30 protein-coding genes are annotated in these 24788 nt (G+C 31.4%); 12 read left to right on the forward strand and 18 right to left on the reverse strand.

Annotated elements, in window-relative coordinates; all coding sequences use genetic code 11:
- Positions 1–43 precede the first annotated feature (43 nt).
- The 4 genes from NJT12_RS05305 to NJT12_RS05320 form a co-directional block, all read right to left on the reverse strand.
- On the reverse strand, positions 44–619 hold the full coding sequence (locus NJT12_RS05305) for a Crp/Fnr family transcriptional regulator (RefSeq protein WP_271334863.1): 576 nt from the start codon (positions 617–619) through the stop codon (positions 44–46).
- 14 nt (positions 620–633) lie between these two features.
- Positions 634–1827, reverse strand: coding sequence for a hypothetical protein (locus NJT12_RS05310; RefSeq protein WP_271334864.1), 1194 nt, complete (start codon positions 1825–1827; stop codon positions 634–636).
- 395 nt (positions 1828–2222) lie between these two features.
- Entirely contained in the window at positions 2223–2735 is a 513-nt protein-coding gene (locus tag NJT12_RS05315; protein ID WP_271334865.1) for a hypothetical protein, read from the reverse strand.
- Between the two features lie 9 nt (positions 2736–2744).
- Positions 2745–3146, reverse strand: a complete 402-nt coding sequence (locus NJT12_RS05320; protein ID WP_271334866.1) for a glyoxalase — start codon at positions 3144–3146, stop codon at positions 2745–2747.
- A 60-nt stretch (positions 3147–3206) separates the two neighbouring features.
- On the opposite strand from NJT12_RS05320, the gene NJT12_RS05325 reads away from it, so the two are divergent.
- Both NJT12_RS05325 and NJT12_RS05330 read left to right on the forward strand, forming a co-directional pair.
- Positions 3207–3590: an acyl-CoA thioesterase gene (locus NJT12_RS05325; RefSeq protein ID WP_041516175.1), complete on the forward strand. Its 384-nt coding sequence runs from the start codon at positions 3207–3209 to the stop codon at positions 3588–3590.
- An 87-nt stretch (positions 3591–3677) separates the two neighbouring features.
- A complete protein-coding gene (locus NJT12_RS05330; protein ID WP_271334867.1) occupies positions 3678–4109 on the forward strand; it encodes a hypothetical protein in 432 nt (143 codons plus the stop codon).
- 66 nt (positions 4110–4175) lie between these two features.
- Here the strand turns inward: NJT12_RS05330 and NJT12_RS05335 are convergent, their stop codons facing one another.
- Together NJT12_RS05335 and NJT12_RS05340 are read right to left on the reverse strand one after the other, a co-directional pair.
- On the reverse strand, positions 4176–5432 hold the full coding sequence (locus tag NJT12_RS05335; protein WP_271334868.1) for a mechanosensitive ion channel family protein: 1257 nt from the start codon (positions 5430–5432) through the stop codon (positions 4176–4178).
- Entirely contained in the window at positions 5425–5712 is a 288-nt protein-coding gene (locus tag NJT12_RS05340) for a DUF3817 domain-containing protein (protein WP_271334869.1), read from the reverse strand. Before NJT12_RS05340 ends, NJT12_RS05335 begins: the two co-directional genes overlap by 8 nt.
- Before the next feature lie 104 nt (positions 5713–5816).
- On the opposite strand from NJT12_RS05340, the gene NJT12_RS05345 reads away from it, so the two are divergent.
- The 4 genes from NJT12_RS05345 (at position 5817) to NJT12_RS05360 (ending at position 10908) form a co-directional block, all read left to right on the forward strand.
- Entirely contained in the window at positions 5817–6350 is a 534-nt protein-coding gene (locus NJT12_RS05345) for a DUF6155 family protein (RefSeq protein WP_271334870.1), read from the forward strand.
- Between the two features lie 108 nt (positions 6351–6458).
- A complete protein-coding gene (locus tag NJT12_RS05350) occupies positions 6459–8000 on the forward strand; it encodes a DEAD/DEAH box helicase (protein ID WP_271334871.1) in 1542 nt (513 codons plus the stop codon).
- A 229-nt stretch (positions 8001–8229) separates the two neighbouring features.
- The gene (locus NJT12_RS05355; protein ID WP_271334872.1) at positions 8230–9564 is read left to right on the forward strand and encodes a DEAD/DEAH box helicase; all 1335 of its coding nucleotides are present in this window, start codon (positions 8230–8232) and stop codon (positions 9562–9564) included.
- An 84-nt stretch (positions 9565–9648) separates the two neighbouring features.
- Positions 9649–10908: an NAD(P)/FAD-dependent oxidoreductase gene (locus NJT12_RS05360; RefSeq protein ID WP_271334873.1), complete on the forward strand. Its 1260-nt coding sequence runs from the start codon at positions 9649–9651 to the stop codon at positions 10906–10908.
- A gap of 187 nt (positions 10909–11095) precedes the next feature.
- On the opposite strand, the gene NJT12_RS05365 is transcribed toward NJT12_RS05360, so the two are convergent.
- Positions 11096–12325, reverse strand: coding sequence for a multidrug effflux MFS transporter (locus NJT12_RS05365; RefSeq protein ID WP_271334874.1), 1230 nt, complete (start codon positions 12323–12325; stop codon positions 11096–11098).
- A gap of 154 nt (positions 12326–12479) precedes the next feature.
- Here NJT12_RS05365 and NJT12_RS05370 point away from each other — a divergent pair, with 154 nt between their 5' ends.
- Both NJT12_RS05370 and NJT12_RS05375 read left to right on the forward strand, forming a co-directional pair.
- A complete protein-coding gene (locus NJT12_RS05370) occupies positions 12480–12899 on the forward strand; it encodes a hypothetical protein (RefSeq protein ID WP_271334875.1) in 420 nt (139 codons plus the stop codon).
- A gap of 96 nt (positions 12900–12995) precedes the next feature.
- The gene (locus tag NJT12_RS05375) at positions 12996–13373 is read left to right on the forward strand and encodes a hypothetical protein (protein ID WP_271334876.1); all 378 of its coding nucleotides are present in this window, start codon (positions 12996–12998) and stop codon (positions 13371–13373) included.
- A 478-nt stretch (positions 13374–13851) separates the two neighbouring features.
- Here the strand turns inward: NJT12_RS05375 and NJT12_RS05380 are convergent, their stop codons facing one another.
- A complete protein-coding gene (locus tag NJT12_RS05380) occupies positions 13852–14121 on the reverse strand; it encodes a hypothetical protein (protein ID WP_271334877.1) in 270 nt (89 codons plus the stop codon).
- Between the two features lie 59 nt (positions 14122–14180).
- Positions 14181–14624 (reverse strand): hypothetical protein, encoded by a 444-nt coding sequence (locus NJT12_RS05385; protein WP_271334878.1) that lies wholly within the window; start codon positions 14622–14624, stop codon positions 14181–14183.
- Between the two features lie 175 nt (positions 14625–14799).
- Between NJT12_RS05385 and NJT12_RS05390 the strand changes: the two genes are divergently transcribed.
- Both NJT12_RS05390 and NJT12_RS05395 read left to right on the forward strand, forming a co-directional pair.
- Positions 14800–14985, forward strand: a complete 186-nt coding sequence (locus tag NJT12_RS05390) for a flagellar FlbD family protein (protein WP_271334879.1) — start codon at positions 14800–14802, stop codon at positions 14983–14985.
- Between the two features lie 16 nt (positions 14986–15001).
- Positions 15002–15211 carry a hypothetical protein gene (locus tag NJT12_RS05395; RefSeq protein WP_271334880.1) on the forward strand — a complete coding sequence of 70 codons (210 nt, stop codon included), beginning with the start codon at positions 15002–15004 and terminating at the stop codon, positions 15209–15211.
- Between the two features lie 235 nt (positions 15212–15446).
- Here the strand turns inward: NJT12_RS05395 and NJT12_RS05400 are convergent, their stop codons facing one another.
- From NJT12_RS05400 to NJT12_RS05440, 9 genes are all read right to left on the reverse strand, one after another.
- Positions 15447–16298: a hypothetical protein gene (locus NJT12_RS05400; RefSeq protein ID WP_271334881.1), complete on the reverse strand. Its 852-nt coding sequence runs from the start codon at positions 16296–16298 to the stop codon at positions 15447–15449.
- Between the two features lie 6 nt (positions 16299–16304).
- Positions 16305–16826, reverse strand: coding sequence for a hypothetical protein (locus NJT12_RS05405; protein ID WP_253784424.1), 522 nt, complete (start codon positions 16824–16826; stop codon positions 16305–16307).
- 157 nt (positions 16827–16983) lie between these two features.
- Positions 16984–17529, reverse strand: a complete 546-nt coding sequence (locus tag NJT12_RS05410) for a hypothetical protein (protein WP_065450150.1) — start codon at positions 17527–17529, stop codon at positions 16984–16986.
- Entirely contained in the window at positions 17522–17698 is a 177-nt protein-coding gene (locus tag NJT12_RS05415; RefSeq protein ID WP_166638404.1) for a hypothetical protein, read from the reverse strand. Before NJT12_RS05415 ends, NJT12_RS05410 begins: the two co-directional genes overlap by 8 nt.
- Positions 17699–17801: 103 nt before the next feature.
- Positions 17802–18203, reverse strand: a complete 402-nt coding sequence (locus NJT12_RS05420) for a hypothetical protein (protein ID WP_065450149.1) — start codon at positions 18201–18203, stop codon at positions 17802–17804.
- A 114-nt stretch (positions 18204–18317) separates the two neighbouring features.
- Entirely contained in the window at positions 18318–18794 is a 477-nt protein-coding gene (locus NJT12_RS05425; RefSeq protein ID WP_271334882.1) for a hypothetical protein, read from the reverse strand.
- A 3-nt stretch (positions 18795–18797) separates the two neighbouring features.
- Positions 18798–19517 (reverse strand): hypothetical protein, encoded by a 720-nt coding sequence (locus tag NJT12_RS05430; protein ID WP_065450147.1) that lies wholly within the window; start codon positions 19515–19517, stop codon positions 18798–18800.
- A 276-nt stretch (positions 19518–19793) separates the two neighbouring features.
- The gene (locus tag NJT12_RS05435; RefSeq protein ID WP_271334883.1) at positions 19794–20987 is read right to left on the reverse strand and encodes a hypothetical protein; all 1194 of its coding nucleotides are present in this window, start codon (positions 20985–20987) and stop codon (positions 19794–19796) included.
- Between the two features lie 83 nt (positions 20988–21070).
- The gene (locus NJT12_RS05440) at positions 21071–21397 is read right to left on the reverse strand and encodes a hypothetical protein (RefSeq protein ID WP_253784436.1); all 327 of its coding nucleotides are present in this window, start codon (positions 21395–21397) and stop codon (positions 21071–21073) included.
- 653 nt (positions 21398–22050) lie between these two features.
- On the opposite strand from NJT12_RS05440, the gene NJT12_RS05445 reads away from it, so the two are divergent.
- Entirely contained in the window at positions 22051–23967 is a 1917-nt protein-coding gene (locus NJT12_RS05445; RefSeq protein WP_271334884.1) for a DUF294 nucleotidyltransferase-like domain-containing protein, read from the forward strand.
- A 2-nt stretch (positions 23968–23969) separates the two neighbouring features.
- A complete protein-coding gene (locus NJT12_RS05450) occupies positions 23970–24566 on the forward strand; it encodes a 3'-5' exonuclease (RefSeq protein ID WP_271334885.1) in 597 nt (198 codons plus the stop codon).
- The last annotated feature ends 222 nt before the right edge of the window (positions 24567–24788 follow it).

Consider the following 24788-nt stretch of genomic DNA (forward strand, 5'->3'; position numbering starts at 1 on the left):
TTTACCGGCCAACGATAACATTTGTTATCAAATACAATCAGAACTATTTATTGTGAACTAATTTACTTTTGATCCTGCTTAAATGAACCGTGCTTATACCAAGATAAGATGCAATGTAATGTTGCGGAACACGCTGAATAACCTGAGGTCTTTCTTTAATTAAATTAAGATAACGCTGAATAGGAGAGTCCTTTATAAACGAAACAAAATGTTTCATGTAATCAAATGTACGCTCAAAAAGCATATTAATTAAACGGTCTCTTAATTCCGGAATTTCTTTAATTTCTTCTAATATTTTATCGAGATCATCTTTATGAATCCACCAAATAATCGAAGGTTCTATCGTTTCAATCACAACCGGACTCGGGAACTTTTTCATAAAACTTTCGATAGAAGCAACACTTTGATTTTCAAAAAAAAATTGAGTTGTTAGGTCTTTTCCATTATTATTAAACCAAACCCGGATACAGCCCTTTTCGATTATAAAAAGTTTTTTCGAAATTTCGCCTTCTTCTAAAAGTACAGTCTTAGTCGGAATTTCAATACGATTAAAACATTTAATGTAGGAGCTCCAGCGTTCATCATCGATAGGGAATTTATTTCGGAATTGATCAAACATATATAGTTATTTGATTATTGTACAAATTTATCTCCTGTAGCTTTATCAATAAGTACCAGCAAATCATATCCCAATACATATGTTTTTAATTTAGGATTGTCAATTTTTAGTTTATCCTGCTTTACAAGACGTCTTATAGGTCTTAAATCATAAACAACCCATTCATTCTCACCAACTTTTTCGAAAAAAGGCAAAAATTCTTTGAATTCTTCGAGACCATTATAAGCCACTATTGCCTTACTGTTATCCACTGGAGACATTCCGTTAATAGTGCCTTGTTTGCCTATAACAATAATATGCAATGATTTTTTACCGGCAGCATCAGCTAAATTATCAGCAAGATTACTGACTTCAAAACTTCCTCGGGAGGCGTGATTTCCTCCGAGTTTAAAAAGCAGTTTTGGAATTTTAATTTCATCTGCCGTAATATAAGGATACAAATAATTAAGTAAATTTTTCTTCATAAGACTTACTCGTGCTTCGTAACTTTCATTCGCAAAAATTGGAATACTTGTCTTAAGATCTCTTAACATTTTTTGACTGACCTGACTTTCATTTCTAAAATCATACAGCAATGAATCTACTTCGGATACTTTCATACGATAAGCCATAAAATCACTGTATTTATTGGAATCACCAAAAAGTGGGAAATCATTTTTAGCAAATTCATTGGCCTTTTTTAATGCAATTTTTTTATTAGAAGCTTGTTTCGCAGTCGCCGCAAGTGTTTCAAAAAAAGTAGGCATGGATAAAAAATTAATTTCATTGACACCCCATATAGCGATCTTCGAAAGTGTCATTTTGTGAATTAGATTCATTTCTTCTTGCCAACTGTAGAAAGCAAAATCATACGGTTTACGTTTAAAATAATCAGAGTAGCCTGCCAGATTTTTAGCTGTTTTTTCTAATTGGGCTGCAGTATAAGGATCGATTTCAACAACTAAAGCTTTAGGTTGTAATATATCTGCAATTTTTCCAGAGAAAACAGGAACTTCTGCGACACCATGCTGTTCGCCTACAAATACAATATGTGAATTAGTTACTTCTTTTTTAATTAGATCCCAGCCTTTACCTTCAAAATTTCCATTTTTATAAAAAAACACATTTTTAGTAAGAAGGCTATCAGGAACTTTGTTTACAGTTTGGGAAAATCCAGAGGGTATAAATGTTGTGACAAAAAGAGCAAGTAAAATATTTTTCAGGTTCATTGGTAAGTTTTTAGAGTAAGACTCAGGTTATTCTTTTTTGTTACAAGCATTAATTAAATAAAAAATCTTAATTTAAATTTGATTCCAACTTCCCAAAAAACTTTCTTCTAAAACAACTCTTTTTATTTAAAAGCAGATTATCTAATTTCACAAAACTTTCGATAGAAGCAACACTTTGATTTTCAAAAAAGAATTGAGTTGTTAGGTCTTTCCCATTAATATTAAACAAACCCTGATACAACCCTTTTCGATTATAAAAAGTTTTTTCGAAATTTCTCCCTCTTCCAGAAGAATTGTTTTTGAGGCAACTTCAATGCGACTGAAATAATTAGTGTATTCAATCCATTTTCATCGGTTAAAGGGAATTTATTACGGAATTGGCTGAACATTGATCCTTAATCTTTATTTTGTTTTTCAATCAATTTTGCAATTCTAAAACTGTTTGTCATCAATAAATAACCAATTATAGTTTTACAAAAAGAAAAAGCAATCCAGCCTGATTTTGGGTAATCTTTGAATAGATTTTTGTTCTGAAAGAAAACCATAACTTCTTGTAATAAAACTGGAATATTCTCAATAAATAATAAGCCTCCAATAACAATTACAGCAATTGAAATTATTTTAGTTGAGTCAAAATTCAGTTCAATATTTCCTGTTTCAAAACCTCTATCAAGTTTTAATGTATCAATAATCCAGTTTGTTTTGTAGATGCAAAGTTTGATTATTAAAAAATAAATAAAAAACAAAACAAGAATTATAAGACTATATACGATTTTATCAGATAAATCTACTCTTTGAATAGCAAAATAAAATGAAGAAAATGATTGAGGAACAATTATTAAAGTTCCGGAAATTAAAATTAATCCTAAAATTTTAATTAAGATTATCCAAAAGGTTCTAATCGACATTTAATATATTTAATTAGTTTCTAATTCAAACAACTGTACCTGACTTTTTAAGCGATCAACCAATAAATTCATCATTCTTTTGTTTAAACTTGATGAGTTCTGAATGTAAATATCGTATTCTTCAATGGTAAAAAGCGCCATGATAATTCCTTTTAGAGAATTTCTGAATTTAATATCTTTCTGAATAGAATTTTCGATCGTTTGCAATTTCTTTTCGACAGTATACGAATAGAAATCAGCTTTGTTTTTATTTACGTAATTGATAAAAACCGCAATAAACAAATCATTCTGAAGTTTTAGAATTGGTCTAATCGTTTGATTTTGAAACAATTCATCTAGCGAAGATTGAGCACTTACAGTTCCTAAAGTCTCTCCTCTGAATTCTCTTAAAAAAGCGTCTCTATCTTCCATGTTTTTTCTTTAAATTTAGAAAAAATTCCAATACAAAATTCTTTTACCTAAATTAAAATTATGAGATTTCATACCAGAAAATGGGTCAAACCCGAAGATTTAAATCCAAACGGAACTTTATTTGGCGGGAAATTATTAGCCTGGATTGACGAAGAACTGGCGTTATATACCATAATACAACTAGAGAACACAAGAGTCGTGACAAAATACATGTCAGAAATCAATTTTAAGAGCTCAGCCAGACAAGGGGATATTGTTGAAATTGGAATTGACGTCGTGAAATTTGGCAACACTTCTTTGGTTTTGACTTGTGCCGTTAGAAACATGATGACACGTGAAATTATCATTACAATTGACCAGACCACAATGGTTAATTTAGATGAAAACGGAAAACCAAAAGCCCACGGAAAGACACAAATAGAATTCGTAAAAGACCGATTATAAATTTCTATCCTATAAGTGATATAAGTTCATTAAAAATGAAGCTTTAATTTTCTTATATCACTTACATGGTTTTAAAAAAAAACTCTAATGAATATAAAACTTTTATTTCCCCTTTTTCTCGTTTTTATGCTTGTTTTTTCATGTAATTCTAAAGACGAAAAAAGTCAATACAAGCATATTGTATATCACGCCGTAAACGGAAAAGACACAGCCATTTTAAAAATAAATATAAATGACAAACGCTTTTACGGAAGTTATGAAAGATCTTATTATCAGCAAGGAAAAGATTCCGGCGATGTTAGGGGAGATATAAAAGGAGACACGTTAAGAGGGGACTTTCATTATATTTCAAATGGCGGAAGCTGGAAAAGGATTCCATTAGCGTTACTAAAGAAAGATAAAAAACTAGTCTTAGGAAACGGTATCATTACAACTTATTTCAATCTTCCGTGTTTTATGCCCGGAACCCCCATAGAATACCATAATTCAAAGTTTATTTTTGAAGAGGTGAAAAAGTAAATAGTTTTGAGTCGCAGTTTTCAGTTAGACTGCGTGAGACTGAAAACTGCGACTGAAAACTTAAAACTAACTAAGCGGTCCTATTGTCGATGGCAATTCGAATATTTCCAGATCAAAATAAATGACAGAAGCCATAACATGATCAAAAATATCGGCTTGGATATATTCGTAATTAGCCCAGCGTTTGTCACTCGAAAAAGCATAAATCTCTAACGGAACTCCGTGTGCTGTAGATTGCAGCTGACGACACATCATATGCATATCTTTGTTCAGTCCTGGATGCGTTATCAAATATTGAATAATATATTTTCTAAACAAACCAAGATTTGTCATATTTCGACCATTAAGCGACAGCGATTTATCGACCTCACGCAAATCATTGTATTTTTCAATTTCAGCCTGTCGCGTTTCAATATATGAACTAATAAGCTGAACACGTTTCATGTGATTAAGATCATCATTATTCAAAAAACGAATACTGCTGCTTTTTATCAGAATATGTCTTTTAATACGTCTTCCGTCAGATTTTTGCATTCCGCGCCAGTTCTGGAACGAGTCAGAACTTAAAGCATAGGTAGGAATCGTGGTAATTGTATTGTCAAAATTTCGAACCTTTACAGTTGTCAGATTAATTTCGATCACATCACCATCAGCACCAAATTTATCCATTGTAATCCAGTCACCAATACGAACCATATCGTTAATCGCAACCTGAACACTCGAAACAAAACCTAAAATGGTATCCCTGAAAATCAAGATAATAATTGCTGAAAGCGTTCCTAAAATAGTTAGTAATTCACCTTGTTTGATTCCGAATAAAGTTGAAATAATAAGTGCAACACCAAAAATCCAAAGAACAATCATAATAACCTGAATAAAGCTATCAATTGGTTTGTCGCTATATTCCGGCTTTTGCTTTAAATAATCCCGTAAAGCATTAAAAATCGTTCTGATGATCCATAATGAAATCAAAACGATATATACACCAACTATTTTTCCAAAAACAGACTCCCAGTACTCATACTTGTCCAAAATAATTGGAACGGCTTTATAGATAAAGAAAAACGGAATTAAATACGCTGTGTATTTTGTAGTTTTATTGTGAATTAAATAATCGTCAAACTTTGTTTTGGTTTTTTGCGCAAATACAGCAGTCAAAGTAACCAAAACAAATTTTGCGATATAATAAATAGCAAAAGCCAATGCCACCAGGACGACAATATTAAGAATGAGGCTAATATAAGACGCAAAATTGCGGCTCATTCCCCAATCTCTAAAAAGAGGGTATAAAAAATTAAATATCTTATCCAAAAACTTATGCATTACTTTCTAAATATTTTTTCTCGATATAAAAAGTTCCAAAAGGAACAAGAGAAGCAATTTGTATGATTCCGAAAGTTTTTAGATCCCAATTTTGAGGTTTTCTAAGCAAAAATGCCAACAAAACATAACCAATAAATAAAACACCATGCGCCATTCCTAAAGGACGTAATAAAGTATGATAAAGTTCCGGATTATTGTTTTTGATAACGAGCATATTAGCGAATAATACTAAATAAGAAATTCCTTCTAAAATTGCGGTAACTTTGAAAATCTTGAGCATCTGTATGTTTTTTTAAATTTAATCAGGCAAAATTAAGTAATATGGTTGGTTTATGCGGTATGAATCAAGAAAGTAATTTACTTTTGTAATCTTAAACTTTGATAATGAGTAAACGCGATCTAAAAAAATATCTGACCGAATTGAGCAAAGAGCAACTCGAAGAGCAAATTATCGAGTTGTACGAAAAATTTAGTCCGGTAAAAGTCTATTATGATTTTGCATTTAACCCAAAAGAGGACAAACTTCTCCAGGAATGTAAAGTTAAAATATCACATGAATATTTCCCAATAAAAAAGCCCAATGCAAAATGGCGTCCAAAAGCAAAAATGCGACGCTCTGTGGCTCAGAAATATATCAAACATTTTATAGTATTAGGAGTAGATCCTTTTGTAATTGCAGATATAATGCTTTACAATATTGAAATAGCACAGACTTATTCATCAAACAATTTTATTAAGCAGGAATTATTCTACAAAAGCATGTTGAATTCATTTGAGCAGGCAGTAAATTTTGTAATTTCTAACGGAATTTTAACCGATTTCAAAGACAGGATTTTTTCGATACAACAAGAAACTCTTCAACAAAAATGGAAAAACAAGTATGATTTTGAGGCCATTTTAGAGAAAATCGACTTATAAAGACTTTTCTCATAAAAAATCTTATTTAAAAAAAACATTTATTTTACGTTAAAATAAGATGAATAACTGTTTTTTCGGTGTATTTTTGCAAAAATCCAAAAATAAACAATGTCTCAAAACACTTTAGAAATAGAAAGAGAAGAGAAAAAAGAACTTTATGCATACCAAAAAGGCGATATCGATGCCATTTTTGAACGTTTAGACAATGCTCCTTCGAAACATCATTTATTATATCAATTACCTACAGGTGGTGGAAAAACAGTTATTTTTTCTGAAATCGTGCGTCGTTATTTAGCGAATAATGATAAAAAGGTAGTGGTTTTAACGCACCGTATTGAACTTTGCAAACAAACCTCAAAAATGTTAAAAGGGTTTGGTGTTTCTAATAAGATAATCAATAGTAAAGTAAAGGAATTGCCTGACCAAAACGAATTTTCGTGTTTTGTTGCCATGGTTGAGACTTTAAAAAACCGTATCAATGATGAAAAATTACATCTTGATAACATTGGTTTGGTTATTATTGATGAGGCGCATTACAATTCATTCAGAAAATTATTAAACTCATTCAAAAATGCTTTTATTCTTGGAGTAACAGCAACACCTTTGAGTTCGAATATAAAATTACCAATGCACCAGAGTTACGATGAGCTTATTGTGGGAGACACTATTAGCTCATTGATCGACAAAGGTTTCCTGGCAAAAGCAACAACCTATAGTTATGATGTGGGATTAACATCACTAAAAGTAGGTATTAACGGAGATTACACCGTAAAATCGTCAGATGATTTGTATACGAATACCATCATGCAGGAAAAACTTTTGCATGCATATACAGAACGCTCTTTAGGCAAAAAAACCCTGATTTTCAACAACGGTATTCATACTTCATTATATGTGTACGAAACGTTTAGAGAAGCCGGTTACGACATCAGACACCTTGATAATACAAGCAGTTCTGAGGAACGTAAAGATATCCTGGCGTGGTTCAAAAAGACACCGGATGCTATTTTAACTTCTGTTGGAATCTTAACTACAGGTTTTGATGAACCAACAGTTGAAACTATCATTTTAAACAGAGCGACAAAATCGCTAACTTTATACTATCAGATGATTGGTCGTGGATCTCGTAAATTACCTGGTAAAGATGAGTTTACAGTGATCGATTTAGGTAATAATGCGGCACGTTTTGGTTTATGGAGTGAGCCTGTTAACTGGCAGCATATCTTTAAATCCCCTGAATTTTATTTGGAGAATTTACGTGATGATACTGAAATCGAATTGTATTTTAAATACAGTATGCCACCGGAATTACGTGCGAAATTCCCAAAAACTGCTGATGTTACTTTTGATGTTGATGAAGAACATAAACTAATCATCAAACAAAACTTACGTTCTAAAGTAGTATTAGACAAATCATTAGAGCAACACGCAGCAATGTGTGTAGACAATACTGAAACCCTGCAGGAAGCAAAATCATTAGGAAAAGAACTAGATGACGATATCGATTGCCGTATCAAACGCTATTCTAAATGTTTGAGCCAATGTAGTAAAAACTACCGTGAATGGTTAGTTGACGATTACAAACTGAAAATGGTTTTATTAATTGGTAAAAAATACCGTGAAAAAATCATGAACGAACCGGATGAATAGAAAAAGCTTGTTTCAAGTTTATTTTTCTGAGGTTTTTTAGTTTCAGGTTTCAAGTTTCAAGTTTATTGGAATCTAAACAAAATCATAATCTTAAAAGGAGAAATCGCATTTTAGAGTAATTCATTCTATTGCGATTTCTCCTTTGGCAAATTACCAAAAACTTATTTTTAAGTTTTTAAAGCAACCTGAAACTTGAAACAAATAAAAACAAAATAAACAAAAAATAAAGATGTCTAAACAATTCTCAGCATTAGGAATTTCAGCACCAATTTTAAAAGCGTTAAGCGAATTGAACATTGTTGAACCAACAGAAATTCAACAAAAAACAATTCCGTTGCTTTTATCTGAAAGCCATGATGTTGTAGGTCTAGCCAAAACCGGAACAGGTAAAACAGCCGCTTTTGGATTACCATTACTACAATTGATTGATACCGAATCGCCAATTGTTCAGGCTATAATTTTAGTACCAACGAGAGAACTGGGACAACAAATATTCAGAAATTTAGAAGATTTTGGAAAACATATTCCAAATATTTCTATAGCTGCAACTTGTGGCGGAATCCCAATAAAACCACAAATTGAACGATTATCGCAACCCACACATATTGTTGTAGCAACTCCGGGACGTTTAATCGATTTGATTCAGCGCAAAGCTATTGACTTAAAACAAACAAAGTTTTTAGTTCTTGATGAAGCCGATGAAATGGTTTCTATCCTAAAAGAAAGCCTGGACGAAATCGTTGCTGAACTTCCTAAAAAACATAGAACTTTATTATTCTCAGCTACTTTACCGGGAACAATTAAACAACTAATCCAGAATTACTTAGATAAAAATGTAGTTCAGGTTAGCGCTAATATGGAAACTGTTGGTAACCAAGGAATAGATCACGAATATATTGTTGTTGACCCAATTGAAAAATTAGATGTTTTAATGCATTTTTTAAATTCAAAAGACGGTGAACGCGGAATCATCTTCTGTAAAACTAAAGCTGCAGTAAATAAATTAGCAAAAAACCTTGCCATAAATCGTTTTTCTTCTGGAGCGCTTCATGGAAGTTTATCTCAGGGAATTCGTGACAGAATCATGGAACAATTTCGTGAAGGACATATCAATATTCTGGTTGCAACTGACTTAGCTGCAAGAGGAATCGATGTAAAAGAAATCTCTTATGTAGTCAATTATCATTTACCGGATACTTATGAAAACTACGTTCACCGTAGCGGAAGAACAGCAAGAGCAGGAGCAAAGGGACTTTCTTTAACCGTTTTACAACAAGAAGAAGTAGTAGAAATTCCCGAATTCGAAAAAGAATTAGGAATTAAGTTTACACAATTCCAGAAGCCTTCAGTAGTAAGTTTAGAAGAGAATAATACGCTTTTATGGGCGAAACAAATCTTTAAAACAAAACCAAATCATGATATTTCTGATGATTTGAAAACGAAGGTAAAAACTGTTTTTCATCATCTTACTAAAGATGAATTAATTGAAAAACTAATGGCCAATTATGTTCTTCAAAATAAAGTTGAAGTAACCGAAAAACCTGTTAAAAAATTCAAAAAGTAATATTTCAGGCATTTGAAATTGTAAATTTATGTTGTACATTTAGGTGGTATTTTTTTAATGAATCCTACTTAAAAGACAACATATATGAAGATAGTCATTATAGGAGGTGGTTTTGCAGGAATAAATCTTGCAAAAGAGCTTGTAAACCATCCTCAAATACAAGTAACACTTGTAGACAAAAATAATTATAATTTTTTCCCTCCGCTTATATATCAGGTTGCTACGGCTTTTTTAGAGCCGTCTAGTATCAGTTATCCTTTTAGAAAATTCTTTGCAGGCAAAAAAAACCTGCAATTTCGTCTAGGCGAATTACTTTCTGTGGTTCCTGCCGAAAATAAAATAATCCTCAATAACGGCGAATTAACGTACGATCATCTCGTTTTTGCTACAGGTGCTGAAACAAGTTATTTTGGTATGGAAAACGTAATGAAAAACGCCATTCCGATGAAAACCTTAAATGATGCCATCGAAATGCGTAATACACTGCTTAAAAATCTTGAAAAAGCAGCTATCACCAAAGATATCCGTAAACGCCGTAAATTATTAACGATTGTTGTTGCCGGAGGAGGACCAACAGGAGTAGAGGTTTCAGGAATGTTTGCCGAAATGCGAAAAAACATTCTCCTTAAAGAATATCCTGAATTAGAAACATCAGCCAGTAATGTGTATTTGGTCGATGGGGGAGACGCACTTCTCGCACCAATGAGCAAAGCTTCTCAAAAAGATACTTTAGAGGCACTTACAAAATTAGGAGTTGTAGTTAAACTTCACACCCGTGTTACAGATTATATTGATGATACAGTTCATTTTGAAAATGGAGAAACCATCAAAACAAAAAATCTAATTTGGGCCGCGGGAGTTTCTGCCAAAATATTCGAAGGGATTCCAAAAGAAAGTTATGGTCGCGGACGACGTATGGCAACAGATCAATACAATAAAGTAGATGGTCTTATCAATATCTATGCAATTGGTGATACAGCTATAACTGCAGGAGATAAAAATTTTCCGGACGGACACCCACAAGTTGCTCAGGTTGCAATTCAGCAAGGATTAAATTTAGCAAAAAACTTTAAAGCATTAGCGCAAAACAAACCATTAAAACCTTTTGCTTATAATGATAAAGGTTCTATGGCAATCATTGGAAAAAATAAAGCCGTTGTTGATTTACCAAGTCCAAAATGGCATTTTAAAGGATTTTTTGCCTGGGTTATCTGGCTGTTTATCCACTTGATATCACTAATTACTTATAGAAACAGATTAAATACGTTCTGGAATTGGATGGTTGCTTATTTTGCAAGAGATCAATCATTGAGAATGATTATCAGACCAGATAAGAGATCTTAAAATGAAATAAAATTCCAATTATTTTGAAATTCCAAATTCCAAATAGATAGAGTATTTAATTAAATATAAAAAAGCCAGAATTTTAATAAATTCTGGCTTTTTTATTTCAGTTCGTTATCATTGGAATTTAGAGCCGGGTGATAGCAAACAAGTGAAGCAATTTAAAAAAAATGGAATTTTATTTCTTCTAGTGCCCAATCAAAACATCATCATCTGCAGAAGCTTCAACTTTTTCTTTAATAAAACGTTTTCCTATATTTAAAACAATAAAAGCTATAATTGTAGTTGTGGTCATAATAAGAACCATTGGCGCTACAGAATCTTTTACAAATATACCAACAGCAAATGAGGCCAAAGCTCCCAGGCCTAATTGAATTGCACCCATTAAAGCTGAAGCACTTCCGGCATTCTTAGCAAATGGAGCCATCGTAAGTCCGGCAGTATTTGGATTTGAAATCCCAAAACATCCTAAAAATAAAAAAAGCATTGCAATAATTTCATACAATCCTAACAGATTGTTCAGGGAAAGTATTAGAAAAACAATAGCAATTACAGATTGTGTAATAAGCGCTCCGAAAATCATCTGTTCACTTGAAAATTTCTTCAATAAAACCGAATTCAACTGACTGGAACCAATAAAACTCACTGACATAAAAGCAAAAATCCATCCATAAGTTTTAGCGTCTACATGATAAATGTCCATAAAAATTATAGGGGAGGCCGCTACGTATGTAAACAAGCCAGAAAAAGCGATAGAACCCGTAAAAGCGTAAGTAAAAAACTGTGGTTCTTTAAGCACCTTCAAAAAGTTAGCAATAATTGGTTTTGGTTTTAAGGAAATCGAAGTGTCCGGTTTATAAGTATTTGGCAATCCAACCATAGCAGCAATTAAAATTGCAATTCCCATACACATCAAAATAAAAAACACAGTATGCCAGCCGTAATCCTCTGTAACATAACCACCAATTGTTGGCGCCAACATTGGCGAAAGCCCCAGAACCAACATTAATAAAGAGAAAACTTTCGGAATATCTTTTACCGGAAACAAATCCCTAACCATTGCCACAGATGCTACAGTTGCAGCGCAACTACCAATAGCCTGAACAAATCTCAGAAGGATAAACGAATCAATATCAGCAACGTAAACACAACCTAAAGAAGCCAAAATATAAACTAAAAGACCAACGAACAAAGGTTTTTTTCGTCCAAAACGATCTAATAATGGTCCATAAAGCAATTGTCCTGCTGAAATTCCGATAAAATAACTCGATAAACTCATAGAGACTTTTGCAACCGTCGTATGCAAATCTTTTGCTATACCAGAGAATCCAGGCAAATACATATCGATTGAAAAAGGACCAAGTGCTGTTAGAGAACCTAAAATAAGTATAAGCTTAATATATTTTTTTGTTGTCATTTTCTTAAAAAATTGCATTTCATTTCCTGCAAAGGTAAATATTTACTACCTTGTTATATAATTAAACGCCTTTTTATATAAAAATGACGTTTAATTGAAGCTTGATTGAATTTCAAAAACTGATTTCAATATTAATCCTAAAATTTAAAAATTTATGAAAAAATTCACCTTACTATTAGCCTTTATTTTTACAACAATTTCATTTGCACAGACAATTACATCAAAAATAGAAGATGCAAGCCCTGAGCAATATGCACTTCTTCAAAAAGTAAACCAGTATTATCCGGACATTACTTTAAACAAATCAGTTACTAATTTCTACGCTGACGGAAAAATTATCGACACGCAACAGGAATTTAATCTGGACACGTCTAAATTTTCAAGTTATAAAATTGGTATTGAACCAGGTAACAAGAAATTATTGTTCGAATATGTTTCAGATGAAACTGGAAAGGTTTATGGAGATGTTTCTATTTTTAAAGGAAATGCTTTGAGAACCACTTTTTCAGAAAAAAATAGTGAAATAAATGTTGCGCTTAACGGAAAATCTGTTTATTTAAAAAAAATCAAGTAGTACAATTTTATATTCAAAAGAAAAGCATTCGCTATAGCGAATGCTTTTTTGGTTTATATTTGAACCATAATATATTTAATAAAAATTGGAATCAAAATGAAAAAATTTATTCTTTTACTAATATTAGTTTCTTTTTCAGCACATTCACAAACAAACCGCTTTACAGGAACCTGGAGTACTGAAAATTGTAAAGATTGCAGCAAGGAATATGTTTTGAAATTAAACATAGCACAATCTAACAGTAAAATTTTTGGAACCGCCGAAATTACAAGCAGCAATGAAAAATTTGTTACGGGAATTATGGAAGTTACTGGCTATGTAAACGGATTTGGCGAAAAAGCCCAAATTAGTATTAAAGCTAAAAATGGTTCTGTAAGCGCAGTTCTTTTTGCAAACGATCAATCGCTACAATTCAATAAAAGAAGCGGCGACGATTTAGTTCCCAAAGAAACGATTCTCACGAAACTGTATTAATATTAAGTAAGCTTATTTTTTAATTGGATAAAATGTTATGACATTTGAGGAAAATCGCTTGTAATGAAAATAATTCTTTTTTTAACCGAATATCGATAACTGATGAATTAGCAAAAGAATATTCTAAAAATTCAAAATTCAAGGTTTATGGAATATTTGAAGATTCAATTCTTCAATTGTATAAACTCAACAACCACTGTTCACAAAGAATACGATAAGTAGAAAACAGAAAAGAAATTAATGTGAGTAATCTGGATAAGTCTTGTATAGAACAAAAGCGCAAAGCTTTGAAAAAGCGACATCCTGGTCCTTTTTAGTTATATCTATTTTGAACTATAATTTATAGTATGATTTGCAGTATGTCCAAGAAGATGTTAACAACTTTATGAACAGCCTTATTTAACCCTATTTTGTAGAAATCTAAAGGTATAAAAAAAATATGGACATAAAAAAACCCCGTTTTATTGGGGTTCATTTATTAGATTTGATGTAGAACTTTTTCGAGTTCGGGAAGATTAAACTTTTCAATACCCATTTCTAAGGATAGTATTTCATCTACTTTTCTAAAGTATATAAAATATGAGTTAACAATTGTACTACCATTACTATTTATATCTTCAAAATAGCCATCAACTTTATTAGCATCTTTTATATTCCATCTTATGTCTGAAGTTACCTCATATTCTTTAGGTACTAATTTTTGATAATAATCTACTACTTGTGCAACTGTTTCACTAGTTAATTTCATAATTTATAAATTTTAAAGAAATTTATAAAAAATAGTTGAAATATCAAATTAAAAAGATTTTACCCTTTAACTTCATTAATTAATTTGCCATTTATAAAGTATTGCATTAGCGATTTGCCTTTATCAAGTTTGTAAAGTGTTCTAACAGTATTACCATCGAAAGTCCTAATTTCACCAAACGTCAAAACATCGTCGGGAGTTAAAAATGTATATGATAAACATCTATTATCTAAGATAGTTACATTGTACAATTTAAACTTAGAAACATTTTCATAGACTACATCAGCAGAAAGAAACTCATTTGTTTTAAAATTGTTTTTATATTTATTCTTAACCTGCTTACTAAGCATAATATCAGGATAAAATGAATTAACTTTTTTTATTAATTCGTACTGCTCAATTGTTGCTGTATCTGTTTTTTCAAGATAAACTTTCATATCTGCATCTTGTGCAAAAACTGGTACTGCAAGTAATATAAAAAGTAATAAAGTAATTTTTTTCATGTGGTTTTATTTTGTGAGTTTATAATTACTAAAGATTTTCAAATATAGTGCCAATAATTTTAATTTCACTTTGTCAATTGCTATAAAAGAATAAATAATTATACCTTTTAAAAAATCAGGACTTTACATTTTTTTCTTACATTAGTACAATTCTAACACTTAAACTATTTAACAAATGAATTTAGTAAATGTACTTGAACAATCAACTTCGAAAACAATCACTATTAACGCAGATGAAATTCTGTTTATTAAAGGTTCGGGTGACCCTTTAACAGCAGTAATCATATTTATTAATGGTGAAAAAATAACTGTAAAGCACACACATACAGAAGTAATTGATATGGTATCAAAAAGTAAATAATTAAAAATAAAAAACTATGACTAACCAAGATGTCTTTGATATTAATATCCCAATTCTGGTGATAGGATTTAAAATTAATGCACTAATTAAAACTCTCAGTCCAGAACAACAAGAAATTTTTAAAGATTGCATGGAAGATGCAAAAACCACAATCCGCGAAGGAATTGGAAAACATCTAACAGAGGAAAAACTAGATGAAATTTGTGAAATTTTAGACGTACATTAAAAAATAAGCCTTTGTAAATTAATACAAAGGCTTATCTATTATATAGTCATTACAATATTGTCGAGAAATATAATTACCAGTTTTTCGATTGTAAATATTAATGTAGTGATAATCAAATCCAACATTTTTACACCAATTATGCAGATAAAAGATTGATTTACAAAACTCGATTTTTATCGGTCGTATAGATTTATCTTTATTAAAGATTGTACAGCTGTAAGGCGTTGGAGTAGTATTAGCCATAAATATTACTAATTTGAATCTCTACTTCATGGAGCAGGTTTTTAATCTTAAAACCACCGCTCACACAAACAAAGGTTGACATATCAAATTCACCCTTTTTTATGATACTTGTGCCAACTTCTATATAATTGACTAATACCCAAAATTCATTAGTTCGAATATCTGTAAAAATCCAAACTGCCAAGCCATAAGGATATGACGTTTTTGTAGTAGTCATTTTTATGTAATAATCGCCAAACTGAACAATACCACCATTATTCTGAACAGGAAAAGAACTAACTAAATCATAGCCATTTCTAATATAATTTGGACTTTCTCCCTGAAAGTCCACGCTATCCAAATGAGTCGAGTTTCTATAAGTGTCAATTCCTAGAGTGTAAAATTTATTATCTCCCTGAATTGTTCCCAATCTCATAAATGAGTAAACCCTTGTATCTACCTGATAACCTGAACCCGCAGTAAAACGACCATCTAAACGAAATTGAGGTAATTTATATTCTTTAAGGTATCTTAATGGCTTTTTTTGAAAATCACTAAAGTTTGAAATTTCGACACTACTTGAACCATTTGAATAAGGAACGCTTAAATAAATTTCCGTAAATGCAGTAGCAAAATAATTTTCTGGAATTACATTTAAATCGACATTCCCTAAATCATTGATCACCGAAAGCATAGGCAAACTATCGTAATTTATAAAGTCTACACCCTGAACACGTTTATTATCAATAAATACTGATAATATAAAAAATGGCGTTTGAATGCCTCTTACAGAATATCCCTCAAATGCTTCAAGTTCTTTGACTTTAACTGCATAAGTATCATCTATATATTGAATAAAGTTCATATCTGATTAATTAAATAACGGAACTTTTTTTAATTCCGAGGTTGATAAATATTTTTTTAAATCAGCCTTTAAATCACGTCTTGTAATAACATAATAACAGCCAATTACTAAAGGAACAGTTGTAACTTGTTTTACTTTCAATAACTCGTTAATTGTTTCCTTTTCATTTTCGAAATTAGAAAACGGCTCAGTTATCCAAGTGTACCAAGGTGAATCTTTCGTTTGCTTATTTGTTCCCAACCATACTGCCAAAGATTCTGCTATGTCATGAACTTCTTTACGAGGTGTAATTTTGTTCAATTCAATTTCTTTTGTCATTGGATTAGAAACCGCAATTTTTAAATCTTTTTCTGCATCTTCCAAAGCTTTTTCCTCAGCATCTTGTGTGAATTTAGCATACCATTTTTTTAATAATGGATAACAAACAATTATACCAACGCATAAAAGCCAGTATTTTTGCAGAAAATCAAAGAGCCAAACAGTATTGGCTTGGCTCTTTGTTCTATTAACTATCTCTCTTTGAGCCATAATTATTTTTTCTTAAATAATTTATAAGCTAAAAGTCCTGCTACAGCAACTAATACAACATTTGCAATAGTTTTATTGTTTGCGTAAAAAAGTTTGATTTTATCTAACATCTTGTTTAAATTTTGAATTAATAATTTTTATCTTTTTGGGCGTTTGTTTAGACTGTAACGCTGTAAACAGTATAAAAAAAAAGCAGTACAGGAATAATCAAATAATTGAATTTGAATTTCTTTTTAGCCGTTACCGTAACGGTTGCAAGATTGTAATCTCCCATAATATCAATAGCATCCTGAATGTCCGAATCGTAAATTAAATTATGATCAGGCGAGCATTCATGTTTAATAATTGCCCTTGCAATGACTAAGTAAAACTTTGCATCTACAATTTTGATTGTTTGGTCAGGGTCTAAGCCTACAGCTTTTGAAATAACTTCAATGTACTTTTGCGTATCATTTTCAAATGGCGGTGCATATTCAGTTATAAGCTTTCTTACTGTATTCTTTCCTTTATCAATGTCATTTGTCAAATCTCTTAACATGGCACGAATACCAAATTTCACTTCTGTAAACTGTTCAAAATGTTTATCGGTATTTTGAGCATTTGGAATTTTACCCTGCCAAGCAATATTGGTCAAAACCAAGTTACCCGGATTATTATTTCGAATACCTCGAGTTAATTCTTTTCTGCCTAAATAATTACTCATTTTCTTCTGTAATTAAAGGTTTAGCAGGTGTTTGCGGTTCATCTTTTCCGAAATCAAGTTTGCCTAATTCGTCAGAAACTACCTGAATACCTTTTAAAATAGCTGTTACAACAGCACCATATTTAACGATAATACCGATTATCGAAACAATTCCTTTCAAATTTTTCATTACTTATTTTGTTTTAATTGTTTTCTTTTTTCTAAATACTCTTTGAGTAAATCCACCCCCTCATGGAGTATAAGAGGGAGGAATTTTAATATGACCTTAAACATTAGTTCGAGCGAATAAATGTACCTGCGTAACCTCCGTTTTTTGCACGTGGGTTAATGACAAAAGCCATGCTGTCAATTACAACTTTACCGCCATTTTTCTGCATTGTACCCCAGTGGAAAGATTGAACACCCGTTTTAGTGTTAGTAAAAGTGCATGCTACAGAACCAAACCAACCTTTTTCTGAAAGATTTGATTTAGTAGTTGTTACACATTTAATTGCAATCAATTCTCCCTTAGACAATCTCCAACCAGTTGTTAAATGCTGTTCAACACCTTTATTTGGTCCTGAAACAGGCATATAAGTAGTAGACTTCGCACCTGAATGTTTAACTTTTTGTTGGTTATTATTGTTATTATAATTCTGATTATTAGAATTATAATTCTTTTTATTTTGTGCCATTACTTTATAATGTGTTTAATTAATAATATGATTTCAGCAAGTTTTTTAATTATGATTACTGCCGAATCTATCAGAAATACAATAAGATAGATTCGATAGTAATTTTTCGGCTTGCTATCTTTTTCTTGCAACTCTTCTTCCTGAATTATTGCGGTCACGTCTTAAAAAGCAAATCAATGCAATAAGACCAGCGACAGCACCTAAAACAATTTTCCAGTTTCTTTGAAACCAAACCTTAATAGTTGAACTTACTACAGTAGCACCAACCTGACCGCTTCCCTGAACAAATCCAGTACTTAAACCGTCATTAATCCCAGTTGTTACGGCTTTTGCGAAAATCTGAGAACCTGCATTTGCTACAGCACCAGCCGTTTGACTTGCTACAGCTAGAGCTTGCTGATTATTATATTCAGCTTGCGCCGCATTGTTTGCTTTTTTTGCTTCGTGGGCATCTTGCAAATTCTGCGAGATGTTTTGAACCGCTCCACCAACGAAAGGTATTGCGCCCATAATAGGAGTAGCGACCTTTACCAAATTTTTGAACGAAACATTTTTCTTAATCGCTGTTCCAATTTTTTTGAAAAATCCCATAGCTTACACAGTTTTTAAACATCTTACGACGAAATTAATAATTGAGCCTTGCGACTTATTGATTTCAATACCAACCACAGCCACTAAAGGCAAGGTTAATCTATCGGTCAAACCTTGAAGGACTTTTCCATCTGCCAAAACAGCTTGAACTGGGTCAATATCACGGCTTAAAGTTTGCAATTCAAATGGAAGATATTTTACAACCTGACCATTTGAGTACTGATAAGACAAATCACTTACTGAATCGTCAACAGTCATAACAGCCAAATCAAATCCCTGAACATCTATTTTTTTGTTGAACTCCTCTGATGCAACAGATTTTTGTTCGAAGAAAAATAAATTGTTGGTTTGTTGTGGCTCTTCAATACCGTGTAAATCGTAACGTTTATCTGCAATTAAATCTTCAAGAGTAATTTTAATACTCTCTTTATCTGCAAGATAAATTGAACCTTCGTCTGCCAATTCGCATAATGCAATCAGGGCATTATCAGCATCAGATTGAGTGTTTTCAGTTCCGTAGGTACTTGCTAAAATGAAATCTTTAAGCAACACTTTGTTTGCTAAAATGACATTCGAACCGTTTCCACGCTCAATGTAAATACTAATTTTTTCAGTTGTTAAGGCTGATAAAGCCAAATCACTTGAAAGAATTAAAGCACCGATTGCTTTTGTTACTTGTAATTCTGGCGATTTTGTAACGCCTGTAATAGTTGCAATTTTCATTTGTTATAAATTTTATTTGTTTAATTTCTTTCACAAAGGTTATTGCAACTATTATTCGACGTTCCCTAAAATTCCCTATAATTCCCTATTTTTCCCTAATTTTCCCTATAATATGCCGTAGTTTATTAAATCTTGAACGGTTAAATAGTTCCTTTTTAAAGCAAGAGAATCAATAATTGTTTGATATTCTTTACAAGCAGTTTTATAGCTTAATTCAAGAATATGCATTAATTGGGTTTTAGTTACTTTTTGGCTTGTATTCTGTGTTTTCATGGCTTATAGAAATAAAAGTTGATGTTCGTGGAATAATTCAGAATCAAAATCATTTACTAATTTTTCCTTTGTTCTAAATTCGTGTAGATAGAAATGTAATTTGTTTTGAAACCAATTCATAAGTGGTTTTTCTGTAATCATGTCTAAATCTTCAAGTAAAAGATTTAGAGCAACGATATAAGATATATCCTGATTGTTTGCGTAGTATTCTCTAAATAGAGATTTTGCAAGACGTTTTTTAATTGTTGTCGAAGAAAGAACAACCTTTTTTAAACGTTTGATTATAGGATTGAATTTTGTTATTTGAGATTGTAAAAAATCAAAATCGAACAACACTATAAGCTTTTCTTTATTGATTTGACTTTTACCAGTATTCTCACGAAGTTCAAAAAAACCTTTATTTGCAATTTTTAATAATTCATAAAGGTTTGCTTTATCAAAAATACCCCAAGTCATTGTCTGACTGATATTTAAATCTAATTTTGAATATTCATTTAATCCTCTAAAAAACGCTGAATTTAACTGATATTCAAAACGCCAAACATTGTCATTTTTCAAACCATTATTTGCGTAATATTCGTTTATATATGGTTTTTCAGTCAGTTGCAACGACAGCGTTTTGTTATAGCATCGTATTATTTTGTCAGATGTTCTTTTCCCAATTTGGAAACCGTTAAGTATTGATTTTCCTTTATAGGTTTCAAAATAGCTTTGTAAATTTTTAGGACGCCCCGAAATAAGGTAGTTACCTGCAACAACATTACTATATAAATTACGGTAAGAATTGTTGATATCAGACTTATCAAGGCAGATATCCAGTCTATTAACAGACTTAAATATGTAGTTTGTTTCATCGCAAAAAGCGTTTATGACACCTCTTAAGGCATCGTTAGACAATGTGTAAAATAGATTGTTTTCGAATTGTAGTTGTGCAAATTGTTCGCTCATAATTGCCGAGCGTGGTCTTGCTGTATAAATTCCAATTTTTAAATCTTCATAATATAAATCTGCTCTAAGCTCAAAAATTTTAGTTCCGTATTCATAAGGTTTTAGGCGAAACTTTGAATGTTCCGGAAATTCTCCAAACGGCTGTCCCTCTAGATTGATAATTAAGTAGTCTATATTTATAAGAGTAGGTTTTAAATTATTGTTTTTGAATTTAGTTTGGGCTTGATGCCTTTCTTTATATGAAATCATTGTTTTTTAGTAGGTTTGAGTGAGTTAGTTGCCGTTATACCCTACGGCAACAATTGAAAAATCGAAAGGGGAGTAGCAAAAAATTAATTTTCCGAATCCTGCCAAAGTGAATAATGATTTTTAGGTAAATCATTTATTGTAAATTCTTTCTTTGATATAGCTTCGGTTATTTTCTTTTCAACTTCAAAAAATTTGTTTTTATAGTTTGAAATCTCAGAATTAAAAAAAACATTTATCTGCTGACCAATTTTTTTAATTTCTCTAATCGTAAAATCATGCTGATGTTTAAGCCCCAGTAAGTCAACAGTTTCTACAGGATATTTTGAATACTCGTTTAAATCATGATTTAAACCAGCCAATTCCAAGATTAAATTTTCTCGTTTTTGAATTAAAAGTATAATTGTTGACATATATTAAGGTGTTAAAAGATTATGTTTAAGAAGTTTTGTAATAAGCGTTTTCTGAGAATTGCAGTAAAAAATAAATTCATGAACACAAAAAGATTGTGTTACTATAAAGCAATCCGTACAAACTTTAATTGTAATTCCTATATTTGAACCACGGATTCTTAGAAATAATGTTTTAAACTTTAAATGAGAGGTTTTGCAAAATGGGCGCATTTTTTTTAAAAATGTTTTTGCATTGAAATTCGTGTGACGCATCTTGTTTAATTCAACAAGTAATAGAGTGTAATTCTCTAATGAAGATCCTTTTAAAGCCATTTGGTATAGTTAATAAGTTATACCACAAATGAACTATAATTTATATTATGTAAAATAGAATATTTCAAAACCTGCTCATGAACGATTTAATGATTGTTGAAAAAGTTTTGAAAAATACTACTGATCGATTCTCTATCTTGCAGCTTTGCTTTTTAAACAATATTGTCCGAAGTTTAACTATTTTTTATGTTCGTTAACTGGTAATAAATAGTTTTTAAAGCCTGTATACCAGTTAATTTTAACATTTTCTTAAAATAATCACATTCTCGTAAAGATGCTTTCATTGTAAGACTTTATTTTATTATTTTTACATTCGATACTTTAAAAAAAATTATCAACATATGAATACAATCGCTGAGCATATTGCAGATTTTTTAAAAGAATACCCACCATTTGATAATTTAACTTTTCAGGAATTATCTGATATTGCTACAAATATTCGTGTTATCAATTTAGAAAAACACGCCGTATTATTTCAAATCAACGATTTACTTCATGATAGTTTTTATGTTGTAGCTTCTGGTGTCATAAATTTAACAACAATTGCTGATGCTGAAGAAACGCTTATAAACAAATGTCATGAAGGTGATATTTTTGGTTTACGTCCGTTTTTTGCCAAGAATAACTACATGATGACAGCAAAAGCACGTGAAGAAAGCATTATTTATGCGATTCCTATTGCTGTATTCAGACCATTTGTAGCTAATAATTCGGATGTATTAAATTTTTTATTAGAAAATTTTGCCATCAATTCAAGACACGCAAAAGACAATGTAAATTCTAACGGTAAGTTAATTTCTGATACTGCATTCTATGTCGATCAGCAGTCAGAAATGCAATATATTCAATCACTTGCCTATAATACCTCTCCATTAACAACTGAATCAAACAAGATTGTTAAGGATGTTGCTATCCTGATGACGGAAGCAATGGTGGATAATATTGTAATCTGCGAAAAAAATAACCCAATTGGTATTGTAACAAATGCTGATTTATCTTCTAAAATTGCGACTGGCCGCTATCCTATTACAGAATCAATCGACAGGATTATGTCTTCGCCGGTCGTAACCGTAATTGAAAATGTATCGCTGGCTGAGGCGCAGTTGTTAATGTTAAAACATAATGTTACCCATTTATGTGTTACCAAAGACGGAACGAATAAATCTGCTGTAAAGGGAATTATTTCTGAGCATGATTTAATTGTGGCACAAGCCAGTAATCCAGGTGTTTTGATTAAAGAAATCAAACGTTCTCAACTTCCTAAAGATTTAAAACAAATACGCGATCGTTTGTCTGACCTGATTCAAAACTCTATTCAGAAAAACATTCCTATTTCACATATTAGCAATATTGCCAGTGAAATTAATCTTGCAATAATAAAGCGAGCTGTCGAATTGTCAATTTTAGATTTAGGCTCCCCTCCTGCTCGATTTGCATGGTTAAGCATTGGCAGTCAAGGGCGTAAAGAACAATTATTACTTACTGATCAGGATAGTATATTAATATTTGAAGATGTTGCGCCTGAGAAATACAGAGAAGTAAAAGATTATTTTTTAAGGCTGGCAAAACGAACAACTTCTATATTAGAAAAAGTAGGTTACGAATATTGTCCAAACGGACACATGGGAAGTAATATGTTATGGTGTAAATCGTTGACAGACTGGACAAAACAATACAACAGCTGGATGAATACTCCAGGTGAAAACAGCAATGATTTAAGTAGTATTTTCTTTGATTATGAAATTGTTTTTGGAGAGCCAAAAATCGAAGAAGTAATAGAAAATGTCATTTTTAAAAATGCTGTGAACAACACATTATTCTTTGATTTTTTAGGGAATGACGCCTTAAAAAGAAATTCTCCATTAAGTTTTTTTAAGAAATTTATTGTTGAAGAAGAAGGTCCGCATAAAACAACATTTGATATTAAAACCCGCGCATTAATGCCGTTAATTGATTCTGCACGTTTATTGATTTTAAATGCAAACATAAAAGGCATAAAAAACACTTACTTAAGATTCAAACAATTAGCAATCACAGATTCTAAAAATGCTGAGATATACTTAAGTTGTGCCGATGCATTTTTAACTTTATCAAAATTTAGAACGATAGAAGGATTAAAGAACGACGATTCCGGACAATATATTAATATGCGAGAAATGTCTAAAACAGACAAAGAAAAGTTAAAAAATGCCTTAACCCCAATGAAAGACCTTGAGGAACTGATTAAGAGTAAATTTCAACTTACACAATTCTCATAAGTATGCTAGACTGGATTAAAAATATCAACAAAGAGTATCCGGATTTCTGGAAGGATTACTTAACCAAGTTTGAGACAAAACCGAATCGTTTTGTAGTTTTATCTACAGAAACTTCTGGATTAAACCCCAATAAAGATGTTATTTTATCTCTGGGTGCTTTTTCTGTAATTGACGATGGAATTGTTATAAAAGATAATTTCGAAGCTGTTTTGCTGCAATATAAGTTTTTGCAGGATAATGGACTTTCGAATGAATTTATCATTGAAAGCAAAATGTTGAAAATGCCCGAGCCAGATGCTATCGAAGCGTTTGTAAACTTCATAGGAAATTCTATTCTGGTTGGTCATCATATAAATTTTGACATCGAAATGCTAAATGCCGCATTAGAACGTCTTGATTGTGGAAGATTGAAAAACGAAGCTTTAGATGTTGACATGATGTATCGCAAATTAATGGATATTAATGACAAACAATTTTCATTAGATGATTTAAGTGAAATCTTTAAAATTCCAAAAAGCGATAGAAATTCATCTTCAGAAGATGCTTATAAAATTGCACTTTTGTTTTTGAAACTAAAATCAAGATTGGGGATTAAATAGAAAAGCTTCAAACCATATAAGTTATAAATAAAGTCGAAGTTTCGCAAAGTGATTCTGCATAAGAACTTCGACTTCGCTCAGTCTGACAGTAATTCGAAAATGATATCAACTAAAAGAGGTTGTCTGAAAAGACGACCTCTTTCTTTTATTATACTAGTAGATTTACAGAGTGTTTCTTGAAAAATGTAAATTTGGGCTAAAATGGTCTTCTATAAACTTTTC

Origin of the sequence: Flavobacterium azizsancarii (assembly GCF_027980145.1) — a bacterium.
Lineage (GTDB): Bacteria > Bacteroidota > Bacteroidia > Flavobacteriales > Flavobacteriaceae > Flavobacterium > Flavobacterium azizsancarii.